Source organism: Marinobacterium maritimum (assembly GCF_039523155.1).
Taxonomy (GTDB): domain Bacteria; phylum Pseudomonadota; class Gammaproteobacteria; order Pseudomonadales; family Balneatricaceae; genus Marinobacterium; species Marinobacterium maritimum.
In genome coordinates this window covers 445,210-467,702 of sequence record NZ_BAAAET010000002.1, presented here as the reverse complement: position 1 = coordinate 467,702, position 22,493 = coordinate 445,210, and the positions used below count along the sequence as shown (strand labels likewise).

The window sequence follows — 22,493 nt, the reverse complement described above, 5'->3', positions numbered from 1 at the left end:
ATTTAGTAACGCCAAAATTACGATCAAAACATGGATTATCTCATAACTTAAATCTTTATATAATACTGCTCCATCACCTGTTAACATTCATATAAAAAGAGAGCCATCTGGTTTTCTCTACTTCCCACCCCAAACAGGATCTCGCTTCTCAACGAAGGCTTTTGCTCCCTCCTTTGCATCTGAAGAAACCATTACTGAATTAAAAAAATCAAACAGACTATCATCTTCTAACTTTAATAATTGTGAGCATTGCATGGACTCGACAGTAATCGAAGCTCGCTTACAGGCCGAGACAGATAAAGGCGCCGCTGCTACTATTTCTTGCGCCAACCGATAAGCCGCCTCGAGGAGCTCATCCTTCGGGACTACGGAATTAATTAAACCAAACGCAGCCAACTCATCGGCTGTCATACGACGCCCTGTATAGAGCATTTCCATAGCTATATTTCTTGGCAAACGCTTCAGAATACGCTGGATGCTTACTAGATATGGCACATTACCGATTTTTGTTTCCGACAGGAAGTAATGTGCCTCTTTACTGGATACCACTAAGTCACATGCCAGTAATAATTCGAACCCTCCGCCAACACATAATCCGTTCACTGCAGCAATAACCGGCTTGTCCAGGTCAGGGAAATGTGTCAAACCAGCAAAACCATTCTCTCCATAGCAAATGTCACCGCGCTTCTCATCTAATTCTTTCAAATCTCCTCCGGTACAGAAATACTTATCACCAGCACCGGTTAGGATGGCTACCCGATAACGAGGATCGTTATTAAACTCCGTAAATAGCTGGTTTAGTTCCAAACTGATCACTGAGTCAATGGCATTCGCTTTGGGGTTATCCAAAACGATCTCAAGTATCTGACCATGACTCGAAACTTTAATTCCAGACATTTTCTACTCTCCTTGCACTCCCCGACTTATGACACCACTCGTTTTTTTCATTCATGCCAAAACCTGTGACGGCTGGATAAACGAGTTTCGAACCTCTCCACGTCTAACTTTCCCAGTTGAGGTTACAGGAATAGTTTCCACGAACACTATGCGTTTGGGATAGCAATGCGCAGCTAAATTTCTCTTTACTAGGCCCTTAAGTTCCTCGGCCAGTAGGTCACCGCCTTCGATACCTTCTTGCAGTTTCACCGCTGCGACAATAGCAGCACCACTGCTGTCATCCGGTACACCAATTACTGCAGCTTCGGCCACTGCAGGGTGCATGAGAAGTTCTGCTTCAACTTCTTCAGGCCCCACTCGCAGGCCATTTACCAAAATCAGGTCATCCATTCGGCCGAAATAGTAAAGATAGCCATGTTCATCGAGAGCTCCTTGGTCACCACTTCGCATCCACCCACCGACAAATTTCTGGGCGCTCTGTTCAGGGCGATTCCAGTATCCAAGCATATTACTTGGCGAATCATGCCAAATAGCAATCTCACCATGTACCCCAGGTGCTAGTTCGATACCTTCGTCATCGATGATGGCAACCCTTTTTCCAGGTGCTATTCGCCCTACCGAACTGCTAGGTGTGCTGTATAGGCTGGTACAACCCACAGCGGTCTGGTTGGATTCGGTTAGTCCAAATTCATCATTTACCGGAGCATCAAAGGCTTTCCTCGCCCACTTCAGGACTTCCGGCGGCATCGCCTCGCCACCAGTCATTATCGCGCGCACCTGGAACCTCGCCTCTGAGAGAGGGGGTTCCTTACTCATTTTCCGTAACACAGCGGTAGCCAAGAACGGGCAACTAATCCGATGCCTTTGCATCACATCGTATGCGCGCTGCACCGAAAACCGTCCTGGTGTCACCACCACCGGGTGACCCAAAAAGAGTGCCGGAAAAACCAAATCCCCCAAGGAGCCTAGCCAAGACCAGTCAGAAGCGGTCCAGAACACATCACCAATTTGCGGCGCCATCTCAAACCCCAGTTGCACGCATGGCAAATGGGCACGTGCCATTCTATGTGCATGCAACACACCTTTGGGTGAGCCAGTGGTGCCCGAGGTATAGAAGATAAACGCTGGTTCGTCTGCCATGGTGTCAACTGGCATGAATTCAGCATCCCGCCCCACTAGCAAACTATCAAAATCCACCTCAGACCCAACAGCTTTTTGCTGGATAACAACCGTATGACGCAAAGAAGGTAGATTTAAACCGGACAGCTTATCGGCTCCGACACGGTTTGTGATAAACAGACAGGCTTCACAATCATTAATCCGAAATGCCAATCCGTCCCCGGAATATAGTCCTGCGACAGGAACGGAAATCGCTCCCACTTTAAAACAGGCTAGATGGGCAAGCAGAGCTTCCACATCCTGCCCAAGAGATACAACAACCCGGTCGCCGCGACATACACCTAATTCGATAAAAGCATGAGCTAAACTGTCAGATAGGCGTTTAATATCAGCAAACGTATACTTGCGAACGACACCATCTATATCCTCAATGATCGCGGCCGCCAATGGCGTCGAACTTGCGTGCCGATCACAGATCTCAGTTGCTAGATTCAGCCTCTCGGGTATGGACCACTTAAACTCTTCAATCAGTTGCTCATAGGAACTGATATCCGTTCGAATCAGCACAGCGTGCACCCCCAAATTGATCGTTCTTATTAATTCAGCAATAGACTTCTTTACGAGTCGCGTTCAAAACCTATTTATTTACCGCTCCCGAAGTCTCGCGCAAACCTTGGTATCGGAGAAGCGACATATTTCTGTAACAGATATCGATTATTTCGATGACCACTCATGCGTAATCTGCACCTTGGTAAACCAAAGCACATACCTTCTCAGAAGGTCGGCTGTAATGAAGTTTGACGGTGTCACACCTTAAGCACCTTGTACTTGGCCTCGACGATAATCGACAGCTTGTACCCCAAATGGACTTTCCGTGTTTTTTGATCCAGCTGGCGTCGACCATCTTTCAGCCTTCATTTGCCATGTTCCAGTCAGCCAGAGTCCCTGATCGCTGATTAACTCCCTCACGCTGTGACGGTTGTGCAGTCTGGGAGCTGGTACCATGGTGGAATCAATGATATGGCTATTACGGGCTATGAAGCACTTCTTGAATAGCTACGCTGAAACACCATCGAACTGGGCCTGGGTACCGACTTCGCCGATGCTCTTTTCAAAGTGCCAAATTGTTGTGCGATCAGAAATGTTATAGCTTGGATAAGACTGTAGAACTTCTGGTCGTTCATGCAATCGACCAACAGGGACTCCGTCAGCCCACCAGGCAGGTTTTAGAAGCACTGAAACACCAGAATACGCACCATGGTTTTAGTTGGGTATGGAGGACGACCAGCCTAAGCTCTTTCAACACGTGGTACATACGATCAACTTCCGCTGCCAGCGCGGAAAAGTTGATCTGCTGCTCAATCTCGGCAAGAAAATCGCCGCTCTAGTCAATCTTTTCTCACTTATGGTCGCAGGAGACTGGTCGTTTGGGATTGCGCTATGCATGGGAAGCTCGAAAAATGGGCCTTCCGACTTACCTCACCAACCCATCCAGCGGATAGAAGTCCAGCGCCTGCCCCAGCTCCACCGGCTGGTTGGCAGGCAGGCGGGCAAAGCCGTTGGCATGCAACATGGGCGACAGGGCACCTGAGCTTTGCTGGCTGGCCAGCTGCAGGGTACCGTCCGCTTCACAATACACGCGCACGTACTCTTCGCGCTTAATGCGGCGCTCGCGGCTGAAGCCTGCGGTGGCCGTGACCGAGAACGGCTTGATCGCAGTGTCGCCCTGCAGCCGATTCAGGCAGGGCCGCGCCAGCAAGGCAAAGGTGAGCAGTGCCGAACCGGGGTTGCCGGGGAGGCCGAAGATTGGCGTGCCTTCGACGACGCCTGCCGCAAAGGGCTTGCCCGGCTTGAGATTGATCTTCCACAGGGTCAGCTCACCGAGGCGCTCGATGGCCGGGCGCAGGTGGTCTTCTTCACCGACGGAAACACCACCGGTGGTCAGAATGGCATCGGCCTGTTCAGCAGCCCGCAGCAGCACCTGTTCCAGGCTGGCCGGGTCATCGGCGACCTGTCCCAGATCCACTACTTCCATGCCCAGTGTTTCGATCAGCCCGTGCAGCAGGTAGCGGTTGGAGTTGTAAATCTGCCCATGTGCCAGCGGCTGGCCCGGCGGCACCAGCTCGTCACCGGTGCAGAGCAGGGCCACCTTCAGCGGACAATAGACGCTGACCCGTTCGATACCGGCCGAGGCCAGCACGGCGATTGCCATGGCATCCAGCCGGCGCCCGGCGGGCAGCAGCAGGCCGCCGCTGTGGATATCCTGGCCCCGGCGACGGATATTCTGCCCCGGTACGGCACCCAGCGGCAGGCGCACCCGCTCGCCCTTCACTTCAGCCAGCTCCTGCATCACCACAATATCGGCACCCGGCGGCACCTCGGCACCGGTAAGGATCCGCGCCACCGTGCCCGGTTGCAGGGGACCGGGCGCCTGACCGGCCGGTACGCGCTGTGACACCGGCAGCCAGTCTTCACCGGCGGCGATCAGGTCCAGCATGCGCACTGCATAGCCGTCCATGGCGCTGTTGTCGGCCGGTGGTACATCCACTCGGCTGTGTATCGCTTCGGCCAGAACACGGTTACGGGCCTGCAGCAGGTCGACGCTTTCGGTAACAGCTACAGGCTCAAGGTCCGACAGCAGCGCCTCAATGGCCGTTGCCAACGGCAGCAGCCCCTGTTGATCACAACTCATGGCAAAGCCCTCCTCTGCTCCTGCGCACGCATCAGGGTGCCGACGAAGTTGCAGGGCCGATAGCGGCTGTCCAACTGGCTGCTGATCAGCTCCCAGCCCGTCCGGCAGGCGCCGGTAGAACCGGGGAGACAAACGATCAGGGTACCGTTGGACAGCCCGGCCAGTGCCCGGGATTGAACGGTAGAGGTGCCAATCTCCTGCCAGGAGACATGGCGGAACAGCTCGCCAAAACCATCGATTTCCTTGTCCAGCAGAGGCAGGATCGCCTCGGGCGTCGAGTCCCGGTGCGAGAAACCGGTACCGCCGGTCATCAGCACCACCTGTACTTCAGGGTCAGCGATCCACTGGGAAACCTGCGCCCGCAGACGGTAGATATCGTCGGCGACCAGCGCCCGATCCACCAGCCGATGGCCGGCACCTTGCAGACTCTCAACCAGCAGGTCGCCGGAGGTATCGTTCTCCGCCGTGCGGGTATCGGAGGCAGTCAGCACGGCGGCCGCCAGTGGCTGGAATGGGGTTTCGGTCGCTGACATGGCTGTTCTCCTCGACGCGGCCTTTGAATCAGCCGCCGGTCATGTTCATGAATCGCAAAATCTGTGGCTCGTCATCGAGCCGGAATTCGTGTCGTTCGGGTTTCAGCGCCATCGCCTGGACGATGTGGTGCTGCAGATCGGCGGGCACACGTGCGGGATCACGCAGCACTTGTCGCAAGTCGACGCTGTGTTCATGTCCCAGGCAGAGCAGCAAACGCCCTTCGGCGGTCACTCGGACCCGATTGCAGTCGCCACAGAAGTTGCGACTGTGCGGCGAAATGAAGCCGATGCGGCTGTCACTGTCGGCCATGCGGAAGTAACGCGAAGGCCCGCCGGTTCGTTCGGTGGAGGGCAGCAGCGCAAAGCGCGTCTCAATGCGCGCGCGCAACTGCTCGCTGGAGCAGAACTGTTCGGCACGGTCGTGCTCGCTGATCTGGCCCAGCGGCATCTCCTCGATAAAGCTGATATCCAGCCCACGCTCACGGGCGAACTCGACCAGCGCCAGCACTTCGTCGTCATTGCGACCGCGGAGAATGACGCTGTTGAGCTTGATGCGCCGGATACCGGCTTCGCGGGCCGCATCGATACCGCGCAGCACCTGATTCAGGTCACCGGTACGGGTCAATCGCTGGAAACGGTCGGCCTGCAGACTGTCGAGGCTGATGTTGATGCGATCCACACCCGCATCGGCCAGCGGGCCAGCCAGTTTCGCCAGCTGGGAACCATTGGTGGTCAGGGACAGCTCCACCGGCAGGCGACCGAGCTGCTGCACCAATGCCAGCAGCCCGCGCCGAACCAGCGGCTCGCCGCCGGTCAGACGGATACGGCGCACGCCCAGTTCGACGAAGCTGCGCCCGACCTCGTAGAGCTCCTCAATGGACAGCACCTGCTCCCGTGGCAGGAAGGTCATCTTTTCAGCCATGCAGTAGACACAACGGAAATCACAGCGGTCGGTCACCGACAGGCGCAGATAGTCGATGCGGCGCCCGAAGCGATCGATCAGGCCTGATTCTGGTGTCATCTGCATGCTGGCCTCCCCTCTCTACCCTGTTCGGCCCGGTTCAGCCGAGACCGACTTCAACCCGGTCGCCGTTGAGGCGTACCAGCCAGGTGGACAGGACAACATCCGGCTGTTCCAGGCAGACACCATCACTGAGGCGGAAATGCTGCTTGTAGAGCGGTGCGGCCACCGACCAGTCGCCTTCCTTCTCGCACAGCAGCCCCCAGGCCAGCACTTCGGCCTGAGAGAAGGGGTCACGATGGGCCAGCGCATACAAATGCTCCTTGCCGGGCTCGGGCCAGTAGAGCGCCGCCGCCTGATCACCGATCTTCACGGCCACGCCGGAGCCGGGCACCAGATCATCACGACCACAGAGGTCCTGCCAGTTCACGTTGCTGCTCATCACGCTTCCTCCTCGACCAGTTCACGGGCCGGTATCAACTGTCCACGTTCAACCACCTGCACAATGCGTGCCCGGCCGGGCTCGTCGGAGTTGACGAAGCTGCGGAAACGCTTGCGCTTGTTCGGATCTTCCACCGCCTCTTTCCATTCGCAGCGATAGCTGTCGACCACATGCTGCATTCGTGCTTCCAGTTCCGCCGCCATTCCAAGGCTGTCGTCGATCACCACCTGACGCAGGTAGTTCAGGCCGCCATCCAGGTTTTCCATCCACACCGAGGTACGCTGCAGGCGGTCAGCGGTGTAGATGTAGAACATCAGGATACGGTCGATGTAGCGCACCAGGGTTTCGTCATCGAGGTCGGTGGCGAAGAGATCGGCATGGCGCGGCTTCATGCCGCCGTTACCGCAGACGTAGAGGTTCCAGCCGTTCTCGGTGGCGATGACGCCAATATCCTTGCTCTGCGCCTCGGCACATTCACGAGTACAGCCGGAGACAGCCATCTTCACCTTGTGCGGTGTGCGCAGGCCCTTGTAGCGATTCTCGATATCGATCGCCATGCCGACGCTGTCCTTCACTCCGAAGCGACACCAGGTACTGCCGACACAGGATTTCACCGTACGCAGTGACTTGCCGTAGGCGTGTCCGGTCTCGAAGCCGGCGGCGATCAGCTCCTCCCAGATCAGCGGCAACTCATCCAGCGTGGCGCCGAACAGGTCGATGCGCTGACCACCGGTAATCTTGGTATAGAGCTTATATTTGTCTCCCACCTCGCCCAGCGTGATCAGCATTTTCGGCGTGATCTCGCCACCGGGGATACGTGGTACCACTGAGTAGGTGCCATCTTTCTGCATGTTGGCCATGAAGGTGTCGTTGGTATCCTGCAACGGTACCAGCTCGGGCGCTTGCACATGTTCATTCCAGCAGCTGGCCAGCATCGAGGCCACCGCCGGCTTGCAGATTTCGCAACCACCGCCGCTGCCGTGCTTGCTGAGCAGCTCTTCGAAGGTCTTGATCTGGCCAACGCGGATCAGGTGAAACAGCTCCTGACGGGTGTGACTGAAATGGGCGCAGAGGGAGTGATCCACCTGCACGCCACGTTTTTCCAGCTCCCCATCCAGCACTGTTTTCAGCATGGCGGCACAGCCACCGCAGCCGGTGGCCGCCCTGGTGCTGGCCTTGAGATCGGCAACGCTGACCGCGCCATCGTTCATCGCTTCGCAGATGTCGCCCTTGCTGACGTTGTGGCAGGAGCAGATGGTGGCCGTCATCGGCAGCTCGGCACTGCCGGCCGCCGGCAACCCGCCCTCGGAGGCCGGCAGAATCAGCCCTTCCGGCTGCTCCGGCAACGGCATGTCGTTAAGCGCCAGCTGCAGCAGGGGATCGTAGTAGCTGTTGTCACCGATCAGGATAGCGCCGAGCAGACGTTTGCCATCTCCGGAGACTACCAGCCGGCGGTAGGCGCCACTGCGTTCATCGGTGTAACGGTAGCTCTGGCATCCCGGCGTATGGCCATGGGCATCGCCGATGGAACCCACATCAACACCGAGCAGCTTGAGCTTGGTGGACATGTCCGCACCCTGGAAATGCGTTTTGCCATCACCGGACAGGTGGGACACGGCGGCACGGGCCATGGTGTAGCCCGGTGCAACCAGGCCGAAGTGACGTCCGTTCCAGACTGCACACTCACCGATGGCGTAGATGTCCGGGTCACTGGTGCGGCAGTGCTGATCCACATCGATACCGCCGCGCTCGCCCAGTGTCAGACCGGCTTCGCGCCCCAATGCATCCTGCGGCCGGATACCGGCGGAGAACACGATCAGGTCGGTTTCCAGCTCGGTTTCGTCGGCAAAGCACATCTTCATCCGCGCCGAATCACCCGCGATGATCTGCTTTGTCGCCGTATCGGTATGCACCGCAACGCCCAAGGCTTCTATCTTGCGGCGTAACATGGCACCCGCGTCCTCATCGAGCTGTACCGGCATCAACCGGGGTGCGAACTCGACCACGTGTACGTCCAGCCCCAGGCTCTTCAGCGCGTTGGCCGCTTCCAGGCCCAGCAGGCCACCGCCAATCACCACGCCGGTTTTCACGCCATCAGCACTGGCACGAATTGCATCCAGATCATCCAGGGTGCGATACACCAGACAGTGCGACTGGTCGCCACCGGGGATGGGCGGTACGAACGGATAGGAACCGGTCGCCAGCACCAGCTTGTCATAGCCATAACGGCCCTGCTCGGTGACCACCTGCTTGCTGGCAGGATCAATCGAGATCACCGCCTCGCCGAGGTGCAGATCGATACCGGGCTGGCTGTAAAAATCCGGCTCGCCGAGCAGCAGATGATCAGCACTCTGCTGCTCAAAGTATTCGGACAGGTGGACACGGTCATAGGCGGGATGACGCTCGGCCCCGAATACGGTCAGCTCGTAGTCCGATGCGGCCTCGTTGGCCAACCACTGCTCCACAAAGTGATGACCGACCATTCCGTTGCCAATCACGATCAAGCGCTGTTTCATGGTCACCTCCGCGGTGAATTCGACGCAAAAAAAAAGCGCCCACTTTCTCGCTCGCCGCGGCCTCGGCGATGGAAAGTGGACGCCATTGTCCAGTTGACTAACAGGCACCCTGAGCGGTGCCTTGTTGTTATTGTTAATTTCTACAAAGCATTAGCCGTGCCAACTTTGCAGTTCGCCGCTATCACGTCACTTTACCAACCAGTGCCAGCCAACAGTGCCCGCAAGTGCCGCACCATGGCTGTGCAAAATTGACCCACCTGCCACTTTTCAGGTCACCCTTTCAGCTTGCGGCTGCTGCACCGGCTTCACTCTTTCACGCTGACACCCCATCAGCAGGAATACGGCACCCGCTGCGACCAGGGCGATAACCGCAGCCGTATTAAAAAGGGTCATGAAACCAGACTGGTAACTCAGCAGCGCAACCTGTTGGCTCAGCGAGCGGCCCTCGAACTCGGCCTGTACCAGGTCGCCAGTCGCCACGGCGGTCACCAGCTCCGGGGCCAACCAGCATCCCTGCTCCGGACAGAGGCTCGTCTGCAGCTGCTCACGCACGCCACTGAGCATCACCGACGACAACCCGGCGTACCCCATCAACATGGCAAGAAAGCGCGCCGTGGTGCTGATGCCCGAGGCCATCCCGACCTGGGATGCCGTCACCGTTCCCAGTATCGCCTTCTGGGTTTCTCCGTTGATCAGCCCACCGCCGGCCCCCAGACAGGCCATGCTGAGGAAAAAAGTGATCGGGTGTGCCGATTGCACGGATGCCGCCAACCCCCAATTGCCCAGTGCGATGATGACCAGCCCCATGCCCAGCAGCTGCCAGGATTGCAGCCAGGCAGACAGGCGGCGTCCAATCAAAGGGAAGATCAGCATGGCCAAGGCAAACGGCAACAGCGCAATGCCCGTCCACTCCACGGCTACGCCCCGCCCTTGTTGCAGGTAGACAGGCAAAAACGCAGCCATCACCTGTGCGGCCGCCGCATAACCCAACATCGCCCCTACCGCTCCGACGAAAGCGGGCGCGCGAAAAAGTCGCAGTTGCAGCATCGGGCTGGAAACCTTGAGTTCCCACAGAATGAAGCTGCACAGCACCATACTTCCCCAAAAAAGCGGCCAGAGTACCTCCGGGCTGTACCAGCCCACTTCTGGCCCCCGAATCAGGCTCCAGCTCCCGGCCAGCATGGTCAGGCTGAACAGGAGGGCACCCAGCCAATCGAAACAGTGTTGACGCGGTGAGCGGGATTCCTCAATCCAGCGAATCACTTGCCAGACCAGCAGCCCGCAGAGCGGCGCCATCATGCCCAGTGCCCAGCGCCACCCCAGCCAGGCCCCTACCAGACTGCTTAATAAGGGAGCCACCACCATGGTCAGCCCCATGATACTGCCCCAGGCGGCCCAGGCCTTGACCGCCTCTCCCGGTTCACGAAACGACTGGCCGATAATGGCCAGTGCGGGAGCCAACAGAAATGCGGCACCAATGCCCTGCACGACCCGCGCGACAATCAGCAGTTCAACACTGGAAGCCAGACCGCAGGCCAGCGCGCTGCCGCCATAGACGCTCAGCCCCAGCACCAGTATGCGCTTGCGGCCATAGTGATCAGCCAACGATCCGGCTACCAGCAGTAAAGATGCAAAGCTGAGCAGAAAACTACTCAGCACCCAGGCCATATGGGCAAAATCGACATTCAGATCCGCCACCAGCATCGGGGTGATGACGCCTATCAGGTTGGTATCGAAAATCGTGAGCGCACAGGCGGCCGAGGCTGTCAGCAGTATCCCTCGCCGGTTCTCGCCAGCGCTCATTACACGCGTTCCCGACGCCGATAGAGGGGCTCAGGGCTGGCGACCGAGCGGGCATAGATCTGGTCGAATTCGGACAGCCCCTTGATCGCGTCTGACGCCCGCTTGTCGGCCCGCACGCAGAACGAGGTAAACCCGCAGTGCCGCATCAGCAACAACTGGTCACGCAACACATCCCCCATCGCTCTCAGGTCGCCCGTATAGCCCAGGCGCGTCCGCAACAGACTGGCCTGACTGTAGGCCCGGCCATCCATGAAGCGGGGAAACTGCAGTGCGATCAGTGGCAGCCGGTCGATCCAGGGCGCCAGTACGTCGGGGTCCACATCCGGCCCCAGCAGGACAGCCGAAGTCTCAGGACGCAGGCGCCCCGCTTCAAGCTGCTCCTGCCAGCCAGGCCACGCCAATACCTTTGAGTCCAGGTTATCCACCGCCGTATCCGCGTTCACCAGTTCCCAGGCATCATCGGTCAGAATGCAGGCCTTGCCCTGCCGATATCCAATGGTGTTGTTCATGCTGATGCCTCCACTGACGGCTGTTGTGGGTAGACACCTTCCTTGAAAGGCGCCAGCCCCAGGCGCTGAATACAGTGCACAAAGTGCTCGTCGGCCTCACGGTATTCCAGATACGTTGTGAGCAGGCGTTCGATCGCATCCGGCACCTCCTCCGCCTGAAATGCCCGTCCAATTACACGCCCCAGGGCACTGTCCTTGCCCTGAGCACCACCAATCGTGATCTGGAAATATTCTTCGCCGTTCTTGTCCAGCCCGAGAATGCCGATGTTACCAATATGGTGATGTCCGCAGGCGTTGACGCAACCGGAAATATTGAGACTGATCGGCCCCAGATCATGCAGGAAATCCAGATTATCGAAGCGCTCCTGTATCGCCCTGGCAACCGGCAATGAGCGGGTACTGGCCAGATTGCAGTAATCGCCGCCGGGGCAGGCGATCAGGTCGGTCAGCAGGCCGATATTGGGGGTCGCCAACCCGACATCCTGCAGCGATTGCCAGAGGACATAGAGGTCATGCTTGCGGATATCCGGCAGCACCAGATTCTGCTCATGAGCGACCCGGATTTCAGCAAAACCATAGAGATCGGCCAGATCGGCCAGGGTTTGCATTTGCTGCGCGGTCATATCTCCCGGCGGAGAAACCGCCCCCGGTTTGGTCGACACCGCCACCGAGGCGTAGCCCGGTACCTTGTGGGGGCGAGTGTTATTCTGCACCCAGGTGGCAAACGCCGGGTCACGCGCCAGCCAGGCACCGTATTCTGGGTCAATCGCACTCAGGCCCTCGTATGCGGGAGGCTGAAAACCCTTGGCAACACGATGATACTCGGCCATTGTCAGTTCGGCGGCACCGTCGCGGATCTGTTCCCACTCCTGCTCGACCTCGCGGGCGAAGGCCTCAATGCCCAGTGCCTTCACCAGAATCTTGATGCGCGCCTTGTACTTGTTGTCGCGACGCCCGTGGCGGTTATAGACCCTCAACACGGCTTCGACATAGGTCAGCAAATGTTGCCAGGGCAGGTCTTCGCGCAACGTCTGGTTGAGAATCGGAGTACGCCCCAGGCCACCGCCGACCATCACTCTGAGCCGTTTTTCACCGCCGTCTCCCGGGTAGAGATAGAGCCCGATATCGTGCGAACGCACCGCTGCCCGGTCCTGCTCCGACGAGGAGATGGCGATCTTGAACTTGCGTGGCAGAAACAGGAACTCGGGGTTAACCGTAGACCATTGGCGCAGAATCTCCGCCAACGGGCGCGGGTCGATCAGCTCATCAGCGGCAACACCGGCATACGCCTCGGTGGTGATATTGCGCACGCAGTTGCCCGATGTCTGGATCGCATGCATTTCGTTGTCGGCCAGCAACTGGAGGATATCCGGCACCTGCTCCAGCTCAATCCAGTTGAACTGGATGTTCTGGCGGGTACTGAAGTGGCCATAGCCTCGGTCAAACTGCTCGGCAATGCGGGCCAGCGTCCGCAGCTGCTGCGATGAAAGCGTGCCATAGGGAATGGCAACCCTCAGCATATAGGCATGTTTCTGCAGATACAGCCCGTTCTGCAGACGCAGTGGCAGGAACTCCTCTTCGCTCAACTCCCCGGACAGACGTCGGGCTACCTGATCGCGGAACTGGGCCACCCGTGCCTGTACCAGGGCATGGTCATATTCATCGTATTTGTACACGCATCAGCCTCATCGCTTGCAAGTAAAGCAAGAGGGTAGCGGCCGCCGCCCCGACCGGGGCAGGCTCAATTTCATGAATATGAATGGGGACAGATCAACGGCGCAGCAACAGTTCGGGCAGAAGATTCAAGGCACGGGTGCGACGCTCATCCCAGGGATGGGCAAAGCTGAGACGCAGGCAGTTGCGGAACTGACCCGATACGGAAAACAGCGGTCCTGGGGTAATCACCACGCCCTGTTCCAGCGCTTGGGGGTAACTGGCCAGCGTATCCACCTCGGCGGGCAATTCCACCCACACCGCCAGACCACCCGCCGGCACACTGACCCTCAGCTCGGTTGACCAGGCCTGCAGAAAGGCGATCAGCCGATCCCGTCGATCGCGCAGGTCATGACGCTGACGGCGCAGATGAGTGGCAAAGCTGCCATCCTGAATGAATTCCGCCACCCCCTGCTGCAGATAGCGGCTGCTGGCCAGTTGCGATACCAGTTTCAGGTGCAGAATACGCGCATGCCAGCGTGCGCCTGCGACCCAGCCCAGACGCAAATCACGGGACAGACTCTTGGAAAAGGAGCTGCACAGGATGACGCGTTCTTCCCGGTCCAGCGCCTTCAGCGAATCGGGAATGGCACCCAATGCGGTATCGGCATAGATATCGTCCTCGATGATGGCCAGATCATGCTGCTCGGCCAACGCCAGCAGCTGCTGCCGGGCCTGCAGCGGCATCAACGCGCCGCTCGGCGTGGCAAAAGCGGGCGATACGATGCAGGCGCGTACTGGCCAGCGCGCCAGCACCTCTTCCAGTGCGGCCATATCCATGCCGCTCTCCGGCGAGGTTGGCACCTCCACCACCTGCAGCTCCAGTTGCTCAAGCAGCTGCAGCACGCCATAGAAACCCGGTGACTCAACCGCCACCACATCACCCCGCTTGCAGCAGGCCTGCAGCGCCAGAAACAGGGCGTGCTGACAGCCCGACGTCACACACAGCTGCTCCGGCGAGGCCGCCCAGCCGCGTCGCGCCAGATGCAGCGACAGCTGCTCACGCAGACCCGCATCCCCTGCCGGTTCATCGTAGTAGAGGTAGTCCTCGCCACGCTGGCGTCTCAAGGCCCGACCGATGGAACGATTCAACGACAGAATACCCGCGGGCAGATCACCGGCACGGAAATCCGGAATCAGATCAAAGGCGGCACTGCGGCGCATGATATCCAGCAGCAGCTCGCTGACATTGACCGGTCGTGGTGCTTCAATGCTCACCCGGCTTTCGGGCTGACGCACGGTACGCGGCTGCAGCGATACGAAGTAACCCGCCTTGGGGCGCGCTTCCAACAGCCCCTGAGCCTCCAGTCGTTGCAGAGCATGCTGCACCGTTGCCTTCGACAGGTCATGCTCCTGGCACAAGGCCCTGATGGAGGGCAGGCGCTCACCCAACCTCCAGCGTTGCTCCTGAATGCCTTTCAGCAACCAGTGCTCTAGCTGTTGATAACGATATTCCGAACTCACCCGATGCCCCAACCAATCTGTACCTATTACTTATTACTTTTTTATACCTGAACCTATCGTTTGTACAGGCGTAATCTGACGCCATCGAAAATCAGGGAACCCACAATCTGGCGATAACAGCCGGCGCATCCGCCAAGCTCCCGTTTGCCTTCCTCTGAATACGATGCTCTGAACAAACTGACTTCACCCCGAGGTGTCCCATGTACGACACGGCCCTGATGCTGGCCCGGATACAGTTTGGCTTTACTGTCTCCTTCCACATCATTTTTCCCGCCATCACCATCGGCCTGGCAAGCTACCTGGCTGTTCTGGAGGGTTGCTGGCTACGTAGCCAAAACCCGGTGTTCAAGCAGCTGTACCAGTTCTGGAGTCGCATTTTTGCGCTCAATTTCGGTATGGGCGTCGTCTCCGGCGTCGTCATGGCCTACGAGTTCGGTACCAACTGGCCCGAATTTTCTCGCTTCGCCGGCAGTATTACCGGTCCCCTGCTGACCTATGAAGTGCTGACAGCGTTCTTTCTCGAAGCCGGCTTTCTCGGTGTCATGCTGTTCGGCTGGAACCGGGTAGGCGGTCGGCTGCATTTCTTTGCCACGGTAATGGTGGCACTCGGCACGCTGGTATCGGCGACCTGGATTCTGGCGTCCAACAGCTGGATGCAAACACCCGCTGGCTACCAAGTCGTGGATAACCAGGTCATCCCCACCGACTGGATGGCGATTATTTTCAATCCCTCCTTTCCCTACCGGCTGGTCCACATGGTGCTGGCAGCCTTTCTCAGTACCGCACTGATGGTCGCGGCCAGCGCCGCCTGGCATCTGCTCAAGGGGAACGACACACCTGCCATTCGCAAGATGCTGACCATGGCCATCGGCATGCTGGTGGTCACCGCTCCGCTGCAGATGCTGGCGGGGGACTTTCACGGCCTGAATACGCTGGAGCACCAGCCGGCCAAGGTCGCCGCCATGGAGGGACACTGGCGTAACGATGAACCGGGCGCGGGCGTGCCTCTGCTGCTGTTCGGCTGGCCGGACAACGAGGCTGAAACGACCCATTTTGCCGTTGGCATTCCCCGTTTGGGCAGTCTGATCCTGACCCACAGCTGGGACGGCACCTTCCCCGGCCTGTCTGAGTTTCCGGCCGACGAACGCCCCAATGCCGCTGCCGTTTTCTGGTCATTCAGGGTCATGGTCGGCCTGGGTCTGCTGATGTTCCTGTTGGGTATCTGGGGTATCTGGGCCTGGCTCAGAGGGCAGCTGTTTCACAGCCGCACACTGCTCCGCTTTGCTCTGCTGATGGGGCCGTCCGGGCTGATTGCACTGCTGGCCGGCTGGTTCACGACCGAGCTGGGCCGCCAGCCCTGGGTGATTTACGGCCTGATGAAAACCGCTGATGCCGGCAGCAATCACAGCACATCAACCATGGTGTTTTCCCTGGTACTGCTGGTGGTCGTATACGGCCTGATCTTCGGTACAGGCATCCGCTACCTGCTGCGCCTGATCAGCAGGGGACCCGATCAGGAAATTGATACAACGCTTTCCACTATCCGCCCGACATCCCCGTCGGATACGCATCAGGGAGACTGACCATGGGTATTGATATTGCATTGATCTGGGCCGTCATCATCCTGTTTGGCGTGCTGCTGTACGTGATTGCCGATGGCTTCGATCTGGGTGTCGGGCTGCTGTTTCCACTGGTGCCCGGCAGGGAGGATCGCGACCGGATGATGGCCAGCATCGCGCCGATCTGGGATGGCAACGAGACCTGGCTGATCCTCGGAGGGGCCGGGCTGATGGCCGCGTTCCCGCTGGCCTATGCCGTCATCCTGAGTGCGCTGTATATTCCGGTGCTGATGATGCTGATCGGTCTGATTCTGCGTGGCGTGGCGTTCGAAGCCCGCGCCAAGGCCAGTACCCGCAGCCGACACCTGTGGGACAAGGCCTTTTTCGCCGGTTCTCTGCTCGCCACCTTCTTCCAGGGGGTCATACTCGGTGCCTACATGTCCGGGCTGCCGGTGGAGGACAATGCCTACAGTGGCCATGCCCTGAGCTGGGTCAGCCCCTTCGCACTGTTCTGCGGCGTATCACTGATCGCCGCCTATGCGCTGCTGGGCGGTACCTGGCTGATCATGAAAACCGAAGGCAAGCTGCAGCAACAGATGCGCCGCCTGAGCAAGCCGCTGGTCTGGCTGTTGATGGGGTTTATCGTGCTGGTATCCATCTGGACACCCTTGGCCCATGAGGCCATTGCCGAACGCTGGTTCAGCCGGCCCAACCTGTACTGGCTGGCTCCTTTACCGGTTTTAACCGCACTGGCTTGTCTGTGGCTGCTGAGAATTGTTGATCGAGGGGAAACGGGACCATTCGTAATGAGCCTGATCGTCATGGCACTGGGCTTCCTGGGACTCGGCATCAGCCTCTGGCCCAATGTCATCCCACCCTCGATCAGCATTTGGGATGCCTCGGCCCCCGTCGCCAGCCAGGGCTTTGCACTGGTCGGAGCGTTGCTGATCATCCCGGTGATACTGACCTACTCGGCCTGGTCCTACTATGTTTTCCGGGGCAAGGTGCGAGCCGAGGATAGCTACCATTAGGACTGGACGTCCTGAACGGACTCAATGACTGCCGGGAGATGCTCGTCCCGGCACGGATCCTTCAACCGCACCCAGCACCTTCTCGGCAACGGCAACCAGGCGGCAGTTGGCCTGCATTGCCGATTCCCGCAGGCGGCGATAGGCCTGCTCTTCGGTCAATCCCTGGTATTGCATCAATATGCCCTTGGCACGCTCGATCAGCTTGCGCTCGGTCAACGCCGAGCGAGCCTCCTCCAGCTGGTCGCTCATTTGCTGCAGGTGTTCGGCCTGCTCCTGTAGCAGGTCATAGAGGGCGCGCACTGAACCACTGGGCGACAACGAAGCCGACTTGCCCTCCGAGCTTTCCAACAGCAGTGACAGGGGGGAAACCGGCTCGGACTCCGCATCGGGCTCTGCCTGCAAACGGGAACGGTTCTCTTGCAGCGCCTTGCGGGCCTGTTCCAGCCGGGATTGAGCCATCGCCAGCAGCGACGCCGACAGCTGCTGTTCCACATCCCGCATGCGATCGATCCGTTCAGTGGCTACGGCGAACCAGATTTCACTGATGCCGGCTGGAATCGGGCTGGCCGGGTCGAAACCATCCACTATCCAGCGCAGGCGAACCAGTTCCGCCGTTCCCGACGAGGCTTCAATTTCCGACCACTTCGCGCGCTCAGACTCGCCACCGAAACGAATGAACACATCCAGGCAGCGCTGCTGAGAGTCACGCAGGTGCTGCAATCGTGCCTGCAGCTCGGGATCAAAGCGACCGGTGGCAAAACCCACCGAGCCCCAGGCCCGCTCTTGGCCGGTGTGTTCCTTGGCTTGCAGGAAATGGAACAGGGCCACCAATGCCTGGGAAATTTCGGAATCGGTGGCGATGTCCGCCGCCTCGAATATGATGGCCAGCAACCCTGCGATCAGCCCTGACCAGGCCTCGGTCGAGGTCGCGGTATCCAATGTCTGGTCACCGATGCCTTTGCGCAGCTCAGGCAGATCTTCCAGTTGCAGCAACACCCTGGCGATACGGTGAAACAGGCTGGCGCTGCCCCAGAGCCGACTGTCTCCTTCCTGCACATGGCGCAGATAGTCATGAAAGTGTCGCTCCGCCGTATCACTGCGTTTACGCTGCTGTTCCCGCTCAGTGCCAAAGCGCTTGCCCCCCGAGGCCAGGTAGATGTTGGAGATGCCGCGCTCCCGCTGCAGCTCATGGATCAGCTCACAGGCGGACGTAACCAGCTGACAACTTTGGGCCAACTGGTCCAGGGTACGGATTTCGCTGCTGCGGGCGGCCAGCAGGAAATGCTCGATCAGGGGTGCGTGGGCAGGCATGAAAGGCTCCGGTCGTATCGCTTGATCAGCGGGGGCACTGTGAAAGATGCAAACCCTGTTCCAACAAAGGGAAAATTTAGGCATCAATATTGCTAGGTACTGTTGGACAGTCTTCTCAGAGCGAAGATTGTCTGCATAGCTCTTACATGAGGCATTGGCGCCTGCTCTCTCAATCACAAGGTTGAGGGACAGGCGCCTTTTTTATGAGGTATCGACAATGATGACACTGGACTACCTGCGTTCGGCCCTGCCCTCACTTGGCAACTTCAGCCTCTGGCAGCGCCCGACCCTGCTTACTCGGGAAGGCTCCCGTCAGGGCCGTGTTGATCTGGTCGGCGCCGGCCCGGGCGCCCCCGATCTGATCACCCGCAAGGGCTGGAAGGCCCTGCTGGCAGCCGATGTCATCGTCTACGACGCCCTGGTAAGTGACGAGCTGATGCAAGAGATTCCCGCCACGATCCGCCGCATCTACGTGGGCAAGCTGAAGGGACAGCACTCGGTCAGCCAGCCGCAGATCTGCCGCATGCTGGTACAGCTGGCGCGAGAAGGCCTGCAGATAGTGCGTCTCAAGGGCGGTGACCCACTGGTGTTCGGTCGCTTGACCGAGGAAATGGATGCCCTGCGGGCGGCTGACATCCCGTTCAGCATCGTACCCGGCATCACGGCTGCCGCCGGCTGTGCCGCCAGCTGCAATCTGCCGCTGACCGAACGGGTGACCGCACCGCGCCTGCGCCTGATCACCGCGCACAGCTGTGACGACCGTCCCATCGACTGGTCCGACCTGGCACGCCGCGACGAGACGCTGGTGTTCTACATGGGGTTGTCGATGGCCGAAACCATCTCGAACGAGCTGCAGCAGCACGGCCTGCCGAATGACTGGCCGGTACTGCTGGTGGAGCGTGGCACCCATGCCGACCAGCGTGCATTGCGCACGGATCTGGCCGAAATGAGCACCACAATCGAGCAGCATGCACTGAAATCACCCACGCTTATCCTGGTTGGCAAGGTGGTTGAGCAGTACCGGGAAGCATCCGAAACGATTGAACAGATGCTGGCAGAAACCTGCTGAGTCCCCTCGAAAGTCGGTATTTGGCTGAGCATAAAGGTACCAAAGCAGGAGTCACCGCAGGCCTCTCGGTTGATAGTCTGACATTTTGATAAATCCAGACTGCCGCCGCCCATGAACCTCGTGAAGCCTGATCTGTTACTGACGGGACTGTTTTGTCTGCTTGGACTGCTCTCGGTCGATGTCATGGCCCACGGCGTCGACGGCGCCGATGCCGCCTTTATGCAAACCTCCGGCGCAGGAGCACTACCGACCTGGATCTATCTGGGTGCCAAGCATATGGTGACCGGATACGATCACCTGCTGTTCCTGTTCGGGGTGATCTTTTTTCTCTACCGCCTGGCCGATGTGGCCCTCTATGTCAGCCTTTTCGCACTGGGGCACAGCCTGACACTGCTGGCAGGCGTGCTCGGTGACATCCGCATCAACCCCTTTCTGATCGATGCCATCATTGGGCTATCGATCGTCTACAAGGCACTGGATAACCTCGGCGCCTTCCAGCGCTGGTTTGGCATACGACCTGATACACGGGCAGCAGTGCTGATCTTCGGCCTCTGCCACGGTTTCGGTCTGGCCACCAAACTGCAGGATTTCTCGCTATCACCCGACGGCCTGATCGGCAAGATGCTGGCATTCAACCTGGGGGTCGAGCTGGGACAGCTCTGTGCACTCGGACTGATGCTGGTGCTGCTCAATGCCTGGCGTGCCCATGGATTCACCCCGACACAGGCGGTTTCGGCCAACGCCCTGCTGATGATGTTTGGCTTTCTGCTCACCGGCTATCAGTTGTCAGGCTTCATTCTGCAGCCCTGACCAGGAGGACACATGCATACCCCACCCGACTCGGCACACCTCTCCAGCCAAGGGCTGCTGAAAACAACACTGCTCAGCCTGCTGGTGGCACTGCTACTACTGTTCACTCTGGTGCTGCCGGCGGAATACGGTGTCGACCCTCTGGGTACCGGTCGCCTGCTGGGCGTGGATCAGTTACAGGTGCAAAGCCAGGAAGTAGACAGCCCCACCCGACTCTGGCGTGGCGAAGGCATCTTCAAGTCCGATACTCTGACCCTGACATTGCTGCCGGGACAGGGAGCCGAACTCAAGGCGGTGATGGAGGCTGATGCGCCGATCAGCTTTCACTGGACCAGCGATGGCGGCCCCGTCCATGTGGATATGCATGGCGAGGCCGAGAATGCGGCACCGGGCGAGTACACCAGTTACTGGCTGGACGATGCCCGGACGGCCGCCAGCGGCAATCTGAGAGCCCCGTTCAAAGGGACTCATGGCTGGTACTGGGAAAACCGCGGCGACCGGGCGGTGACCATTACCCTGAGCACCGCCGGTTTCTATCGCAGGCTTTACATGCCCTGATCAGTACTGCTGGGCCTGCTGATCAATGGTCGCGTAGACTTCGTAACCACCATTTTTCTTCATCAGCAAGACCTGGTAGGCCTGAAAACGATCGCCCATCTCCATGCCCGGACTGCCCATCGGCATGCCCGGCGCAGTCAGCCCCAGCGCGCCTTCAGGCGGGCTGGCCAGGAACTGCTTCACCAGTTTCGCAGGCACATGGCCTTCAAACAGGTAACCTGACTCGGACACGGCGGTATGGCAGGAATGGAAGCGCCCCTGAATGCCCATATCCAGCTTCATCTGAGTCAGGTTCTGCGGATGGAAGGTTTTGGTCTCGAAGCCGTTTTCTTCGGCGTGCTCAACCCATTCAACACAGCAACCACAGGTCGGGCTCTTGTAGACGTTCAGGTGCTCGTTCTTGGCGGCCTGCAGCATAACGCTCACAGGCGCCTTTTCAGCAGCGGCAACGACGGCAGCAGCCTGTTCGGCCTGAGCCGCACCGGCGCCCAGCAGCATCAGACCGGACAGAGTAGAAACGATGAAGTTCTTGCGCATTGCAGACATGGTGTATCTCCCAAACAGCGGCACCACAAGATCATTTCAGGGCGGTACCGTTTAATCACAACGTATAAAAAGGGTGTTTCGATCAGGCAACCGGCAACCGCCTTGGCGGCTGGTAGGGAGGCTCGGGAGGCTGATCGGTCAAACGTTGTTCTGCGGGAGGCGGCATGGCGCGGATCTGTGCCAGCGACAGTTGCATCGGCAGCGTCCCCATCCAGGCGGAACCCTGGGCACACTTGATAACGCAGTCGTTGAGCGTTTCGTTGCAGCAGTCACTCTGTACCATCGCATGGCAGTCATCCGCGACATCAGACTGACAATGCACCATGGGTACCGATGCGTTCGCTGACAGCGGTCGTGCATGGCTCAGGCTCGACAGCTGGCCCACCAGCAGCAACAGGCCCAGCAGCATCAGCGGCAAGGCCTTGTACACATTCAGTGATCTGAACTGAGGATGCTGTCTCGACACGGGCTCTCTCCAGGGCTCTAGCCTGGGCTATCAACAAGGCTTGGTGAAACGCGACAACCTGGCCGCGCCGCGATTATACCATCGCGCTCACGACCATTATGAACCCGAAAGCCCTGAATTGTTCCTGACCGAACGCAACCAATGATCAGTGACCACTGCTGGTGGAGAACAGATTGATCACCAGGATCCCGGCCATGATCATCGCCATCCCCGACAGGGTGGCCAGGTCCAGCCTTTGCCCGTACAGCCACCAGCCCACCAGCGCGATGAGAACCAGCCCGACACCGGACCAGACCGCATAGGCCACGCCGACCGGGATCGACCTCAGCGTCAGCGACAGAAAATAGAAGGCGATCAGGTAACCCACGACGACGACCACCGAAGGCAGCAGACGAGAGAACCCTTCGCTGGATTTCAGCGCCGAAGTCGCAATCACTTCCGCAACGATCGCGATAGAGAGAAACAGCCAGTGTTGCATATCCTTGCCCTGCTCA

General features: G+C 58.9%; 20 protein-coding genes. 5 read left to right on the top strand and 15 right to left on the bottom strand.

Going from position 1 to position 22,493, the window contains the following annotated elements:
• Positions 1-117: 117 nt before the first annotated feature.
• The 11 genes from ABD013_RS08570 to ABD013_RS08520 form a co-directional block, all read right to left on the bottom strand.
• On the bottom strand, positions 118-897 hold the full coding sequence (locus ABD013_RS08570) for an enoyl-CoA hydratase-related protein (protein WP_343804869.1): 780 nt from the start codon (positions 895-897) through the stop codon (positions 118-120).
• 51 nt (positions 898-948) lie between these two features.
• Positions 949-2,583 (bottom strand): acetate--CoA ligase, encoded by a 1,635-nt coding sequence (locus ABD013_RS08565; protein ID WP_343804867.1) that lies wholly within the window; start codon positions 2,581-2,583, stop codon positions 949-951.
• A 907-nt stretch (positions 2,584-3,490) separates the two neighbouring features.
• Positions 3,491-4,708, bottom strand: coding sequence for a molybdopterin molybdotransferase MoeA (locus ABD013_RS08560; protein WP_343804865.1), 1,218 nt, complete (start codon positions 4,706-4,708; stop codon positions 3,491-3,493).
• On the bottom strand, positions 4,705-5,241 hold the full coding sequence (moaB, locus tag ABD013_RS08555) for a molybdenum cofactor biosynthesis protein B (protein WP_343804863.1): 537 nt from the start codon (positions 5,239-5,241) through the stop codon (positions 4,705-4,707). The genes ABD013_RS08560 and moaB overlap by 4 nt, the downstream gene beginning before the upstream one ends.
• A gap of 28 nt (positions 5,242-5,269) precedes the next feature.
• Entirely contained in the window at positions 5,270-6,262 is a 993-nt protein-coding gene (gene moaA / locus ABD013_RS08550; RefSeq protein ID WP_343805781.1) for a GTP 3',8-cyclase MoaA, read from the bottom strand.
• 40 nt (positions 6,263-6,302) lie between these two features.
• Complete coding sequence (gene nirD, locus ABD013_RS08545) at positions 6,303-6,644, bottom strand: nitrite reductase small subunit NirD (protein ID WP_343804861.1); 342 nt, start codon at positions 6,642-6,644, stop codon at positions 6,303-6,305.
• Positions 6,644-9,160 carry a nitrite reductase large subunit NirB gene (gene nirB, locus ABD013_RS08540; RefSeq protein WP_343804859.1) on the bottom strand — a complete coding sequence of 839 codons (2,517 nt, stop codon included), beginning with the start codon at positions 9,158-9,160 and terminating at the stop codon, positions 6,644-6,646. The genes nirD and nirB overlap by 1 nt, the downstream gene beginning before the upstream one ends.
• 267 nt (positions 9,161-9,427) lie before the next feature.
• Positions 9,428-10,963, bottom strand: coding sequence for an MFS transporter (locus ABD013_RS08535; RefSeq protein ID WP_343804857.1), 1,536 nt, complete (start codon positions 10,961-10,963; stop codon positions 9,428-9,430).
• Positions 10,963-11,472, bottom strand: a complete 510-nt coding sequence (locus ABD013_RS08530; protein ID WP_343804855.1) for a DUF934 domain-containing protein — start codon at positions 11,470-11,472, stop codon at positions 10,963-10,965. Before ABD013_RS08530 ends, ABD013_RS08535 begins: the two co-directional genes overlap by 1 nt.
• Positions 11,469-13,148 (bottom strand): nitrite/sulfite reductase, encoded by a 1,680-nt coding sequence (locus tag ABD013_RS08525; RefSeq protein WP_343804853.1) that lies wholly within the window; start codon positions 13,146-13,148, stop codon positions 11,469-11,471. The genes ABD013_RS08530 and ABD013_RS08525 overlap by 4 nt, the downstream gene beginning before the upstream one ends.
• Positions 13,149-13,242: 94 nt before the next feature.
• Positions 13,243-14,649: an aminotransferase-like domain-containing protein gene (locus ABD013_RS08520; protein ID WP_343804851.1), complete on the bottom strand. Its 1,407-nt coding sequence runs from the start codon at positions 14,647-14,649 to the stop codon at positions 13,243-13,245.
• A 200-nt stretch (positions 14,650-14,849) separates the two neighbouring features.
• Between ABD013_RS08520 and ABD013_RS08515 the strand changes: the two genes are divergently transcribed.
• Positions 14,850-16,232: a cytochrome ubiquinol oxidase subunit I gene (locus tag ABD013_RS08515; RefSeq protein WP_343804849.1), complete on the top strand. Its 1,383-nt coding sequence runs from the start codon at positions 14,850-14,852 to the stop codon at positions 16,230-16,232.
• A 2-nt stretch (positions 16,233-16,234) separates the two neighbouring features.
• Positions 16,235-17,239 (top strand): cytochrome d ubiquinol oxidase subunit II, encoded by a 1,005-nt coding sequence (cydB, locus tag ABD013_RS08510; RefSeq protein WP_343804847.1) that lies wholly within the window; start codon positions 16,235-16,237, stop codon positions 17,237-17,239.
• A gap of 21 nt (positions 17,240-17,260) precedes the next feature.
• Here cydB and ABD013_RS08505 read toward each other — a convergent pair whose 3' ends face one another.
• On the bottom strand, positions 17,261-18,550 hold the full coding sequence (locus ABD013_RS08505) for a nitrate- and nitrite sensing domain-containing protein (protein ID WP_343804845.1): 1,290 nt from the start codon (positions 18,548-18,550) through the stop codon (positions 17,261-17,263).
• 217 nt (positions 18,551-18,767) lie between these two features.
• On the opposite strand from ABD013_RS08505, the gene cobA reads away from it, so the two are divergent.
• From cobA to ABD013_RS08490, 3 genes are all read left to right on the top strand, one after another.
• A complete protein-coding gene (gene cobA / locus ABD013_RS08500) occupies positions 18,768-19,619 on the top strand; it encodes a uroporphyrinogen-III C-methyltransferase (protein ID WP_343804843.1) in 852 nt (283 codons plus the stop codon).
• A 111-nt stretch (positions 19,620-19,730) separates the two neighbouring features.
• Entirely contained in the window at positions 19,731-20,429 is a 699-nt protein-coding gene (locus ABD013_RS08495) for a HupE/UreJ family protein (protein ID WP_343804841.1), read from the top strand.
• Positions 20,430-20,441: 12 nt separating this feature from the next.
• The gene (locus ABD013_RS08490) at positions 20,442-20,987 is read left to right on the top strand and encodes a hypothetical protein (protein ID WP_343804839.1); all 546 of its coding nucleotides are present in this window, start codon (positions 20,442-20,444) and stop codon (positions 20,985-20,987) included.
• On the opposite strand, the gene ABD013_RS08485 is transcribed toward ABD013_RS08490, so the two are convergent.
• The 3 genes from ABD013_RS08485 to ABD013_RS08475 form a co-directional block, all read right to left on the bottom strand.
• Entirely contained in the window at positions 20,988-21,533 is a 546-nt protein-coding gene (locus tag ABD013_RS08485; protein ID WP_343804837.1) for a DUF411 domain-containing protein, read from the bottom strand.
• Positions 21,534-21,615: 82 nt separating this feature from the next.
• Positions 21,616-21,999, bottom strand: a complete 384-nt coding sequence (locus ABD013_RS08480) for a hypothetical protein (RefSeq protein WP_343804835.1) — start codon at positions 21,997-21,999, stop codon at positions 21,616-21,618.
• Between the two features lie 145 nt (positions 22,000-22,144).
• Positions 22,145-22,477, bottom strand: coding sequence for a DMT family transporter (locus ABD013_RS08475; RefSeq protein ID WP_343804833.1), 333 nt, complete (start codon positions 22,475-22,477; stop codon positions 22,145-22,147).
• Positions 22,478-22,493 lie beyond the last annotated feature (16 nt).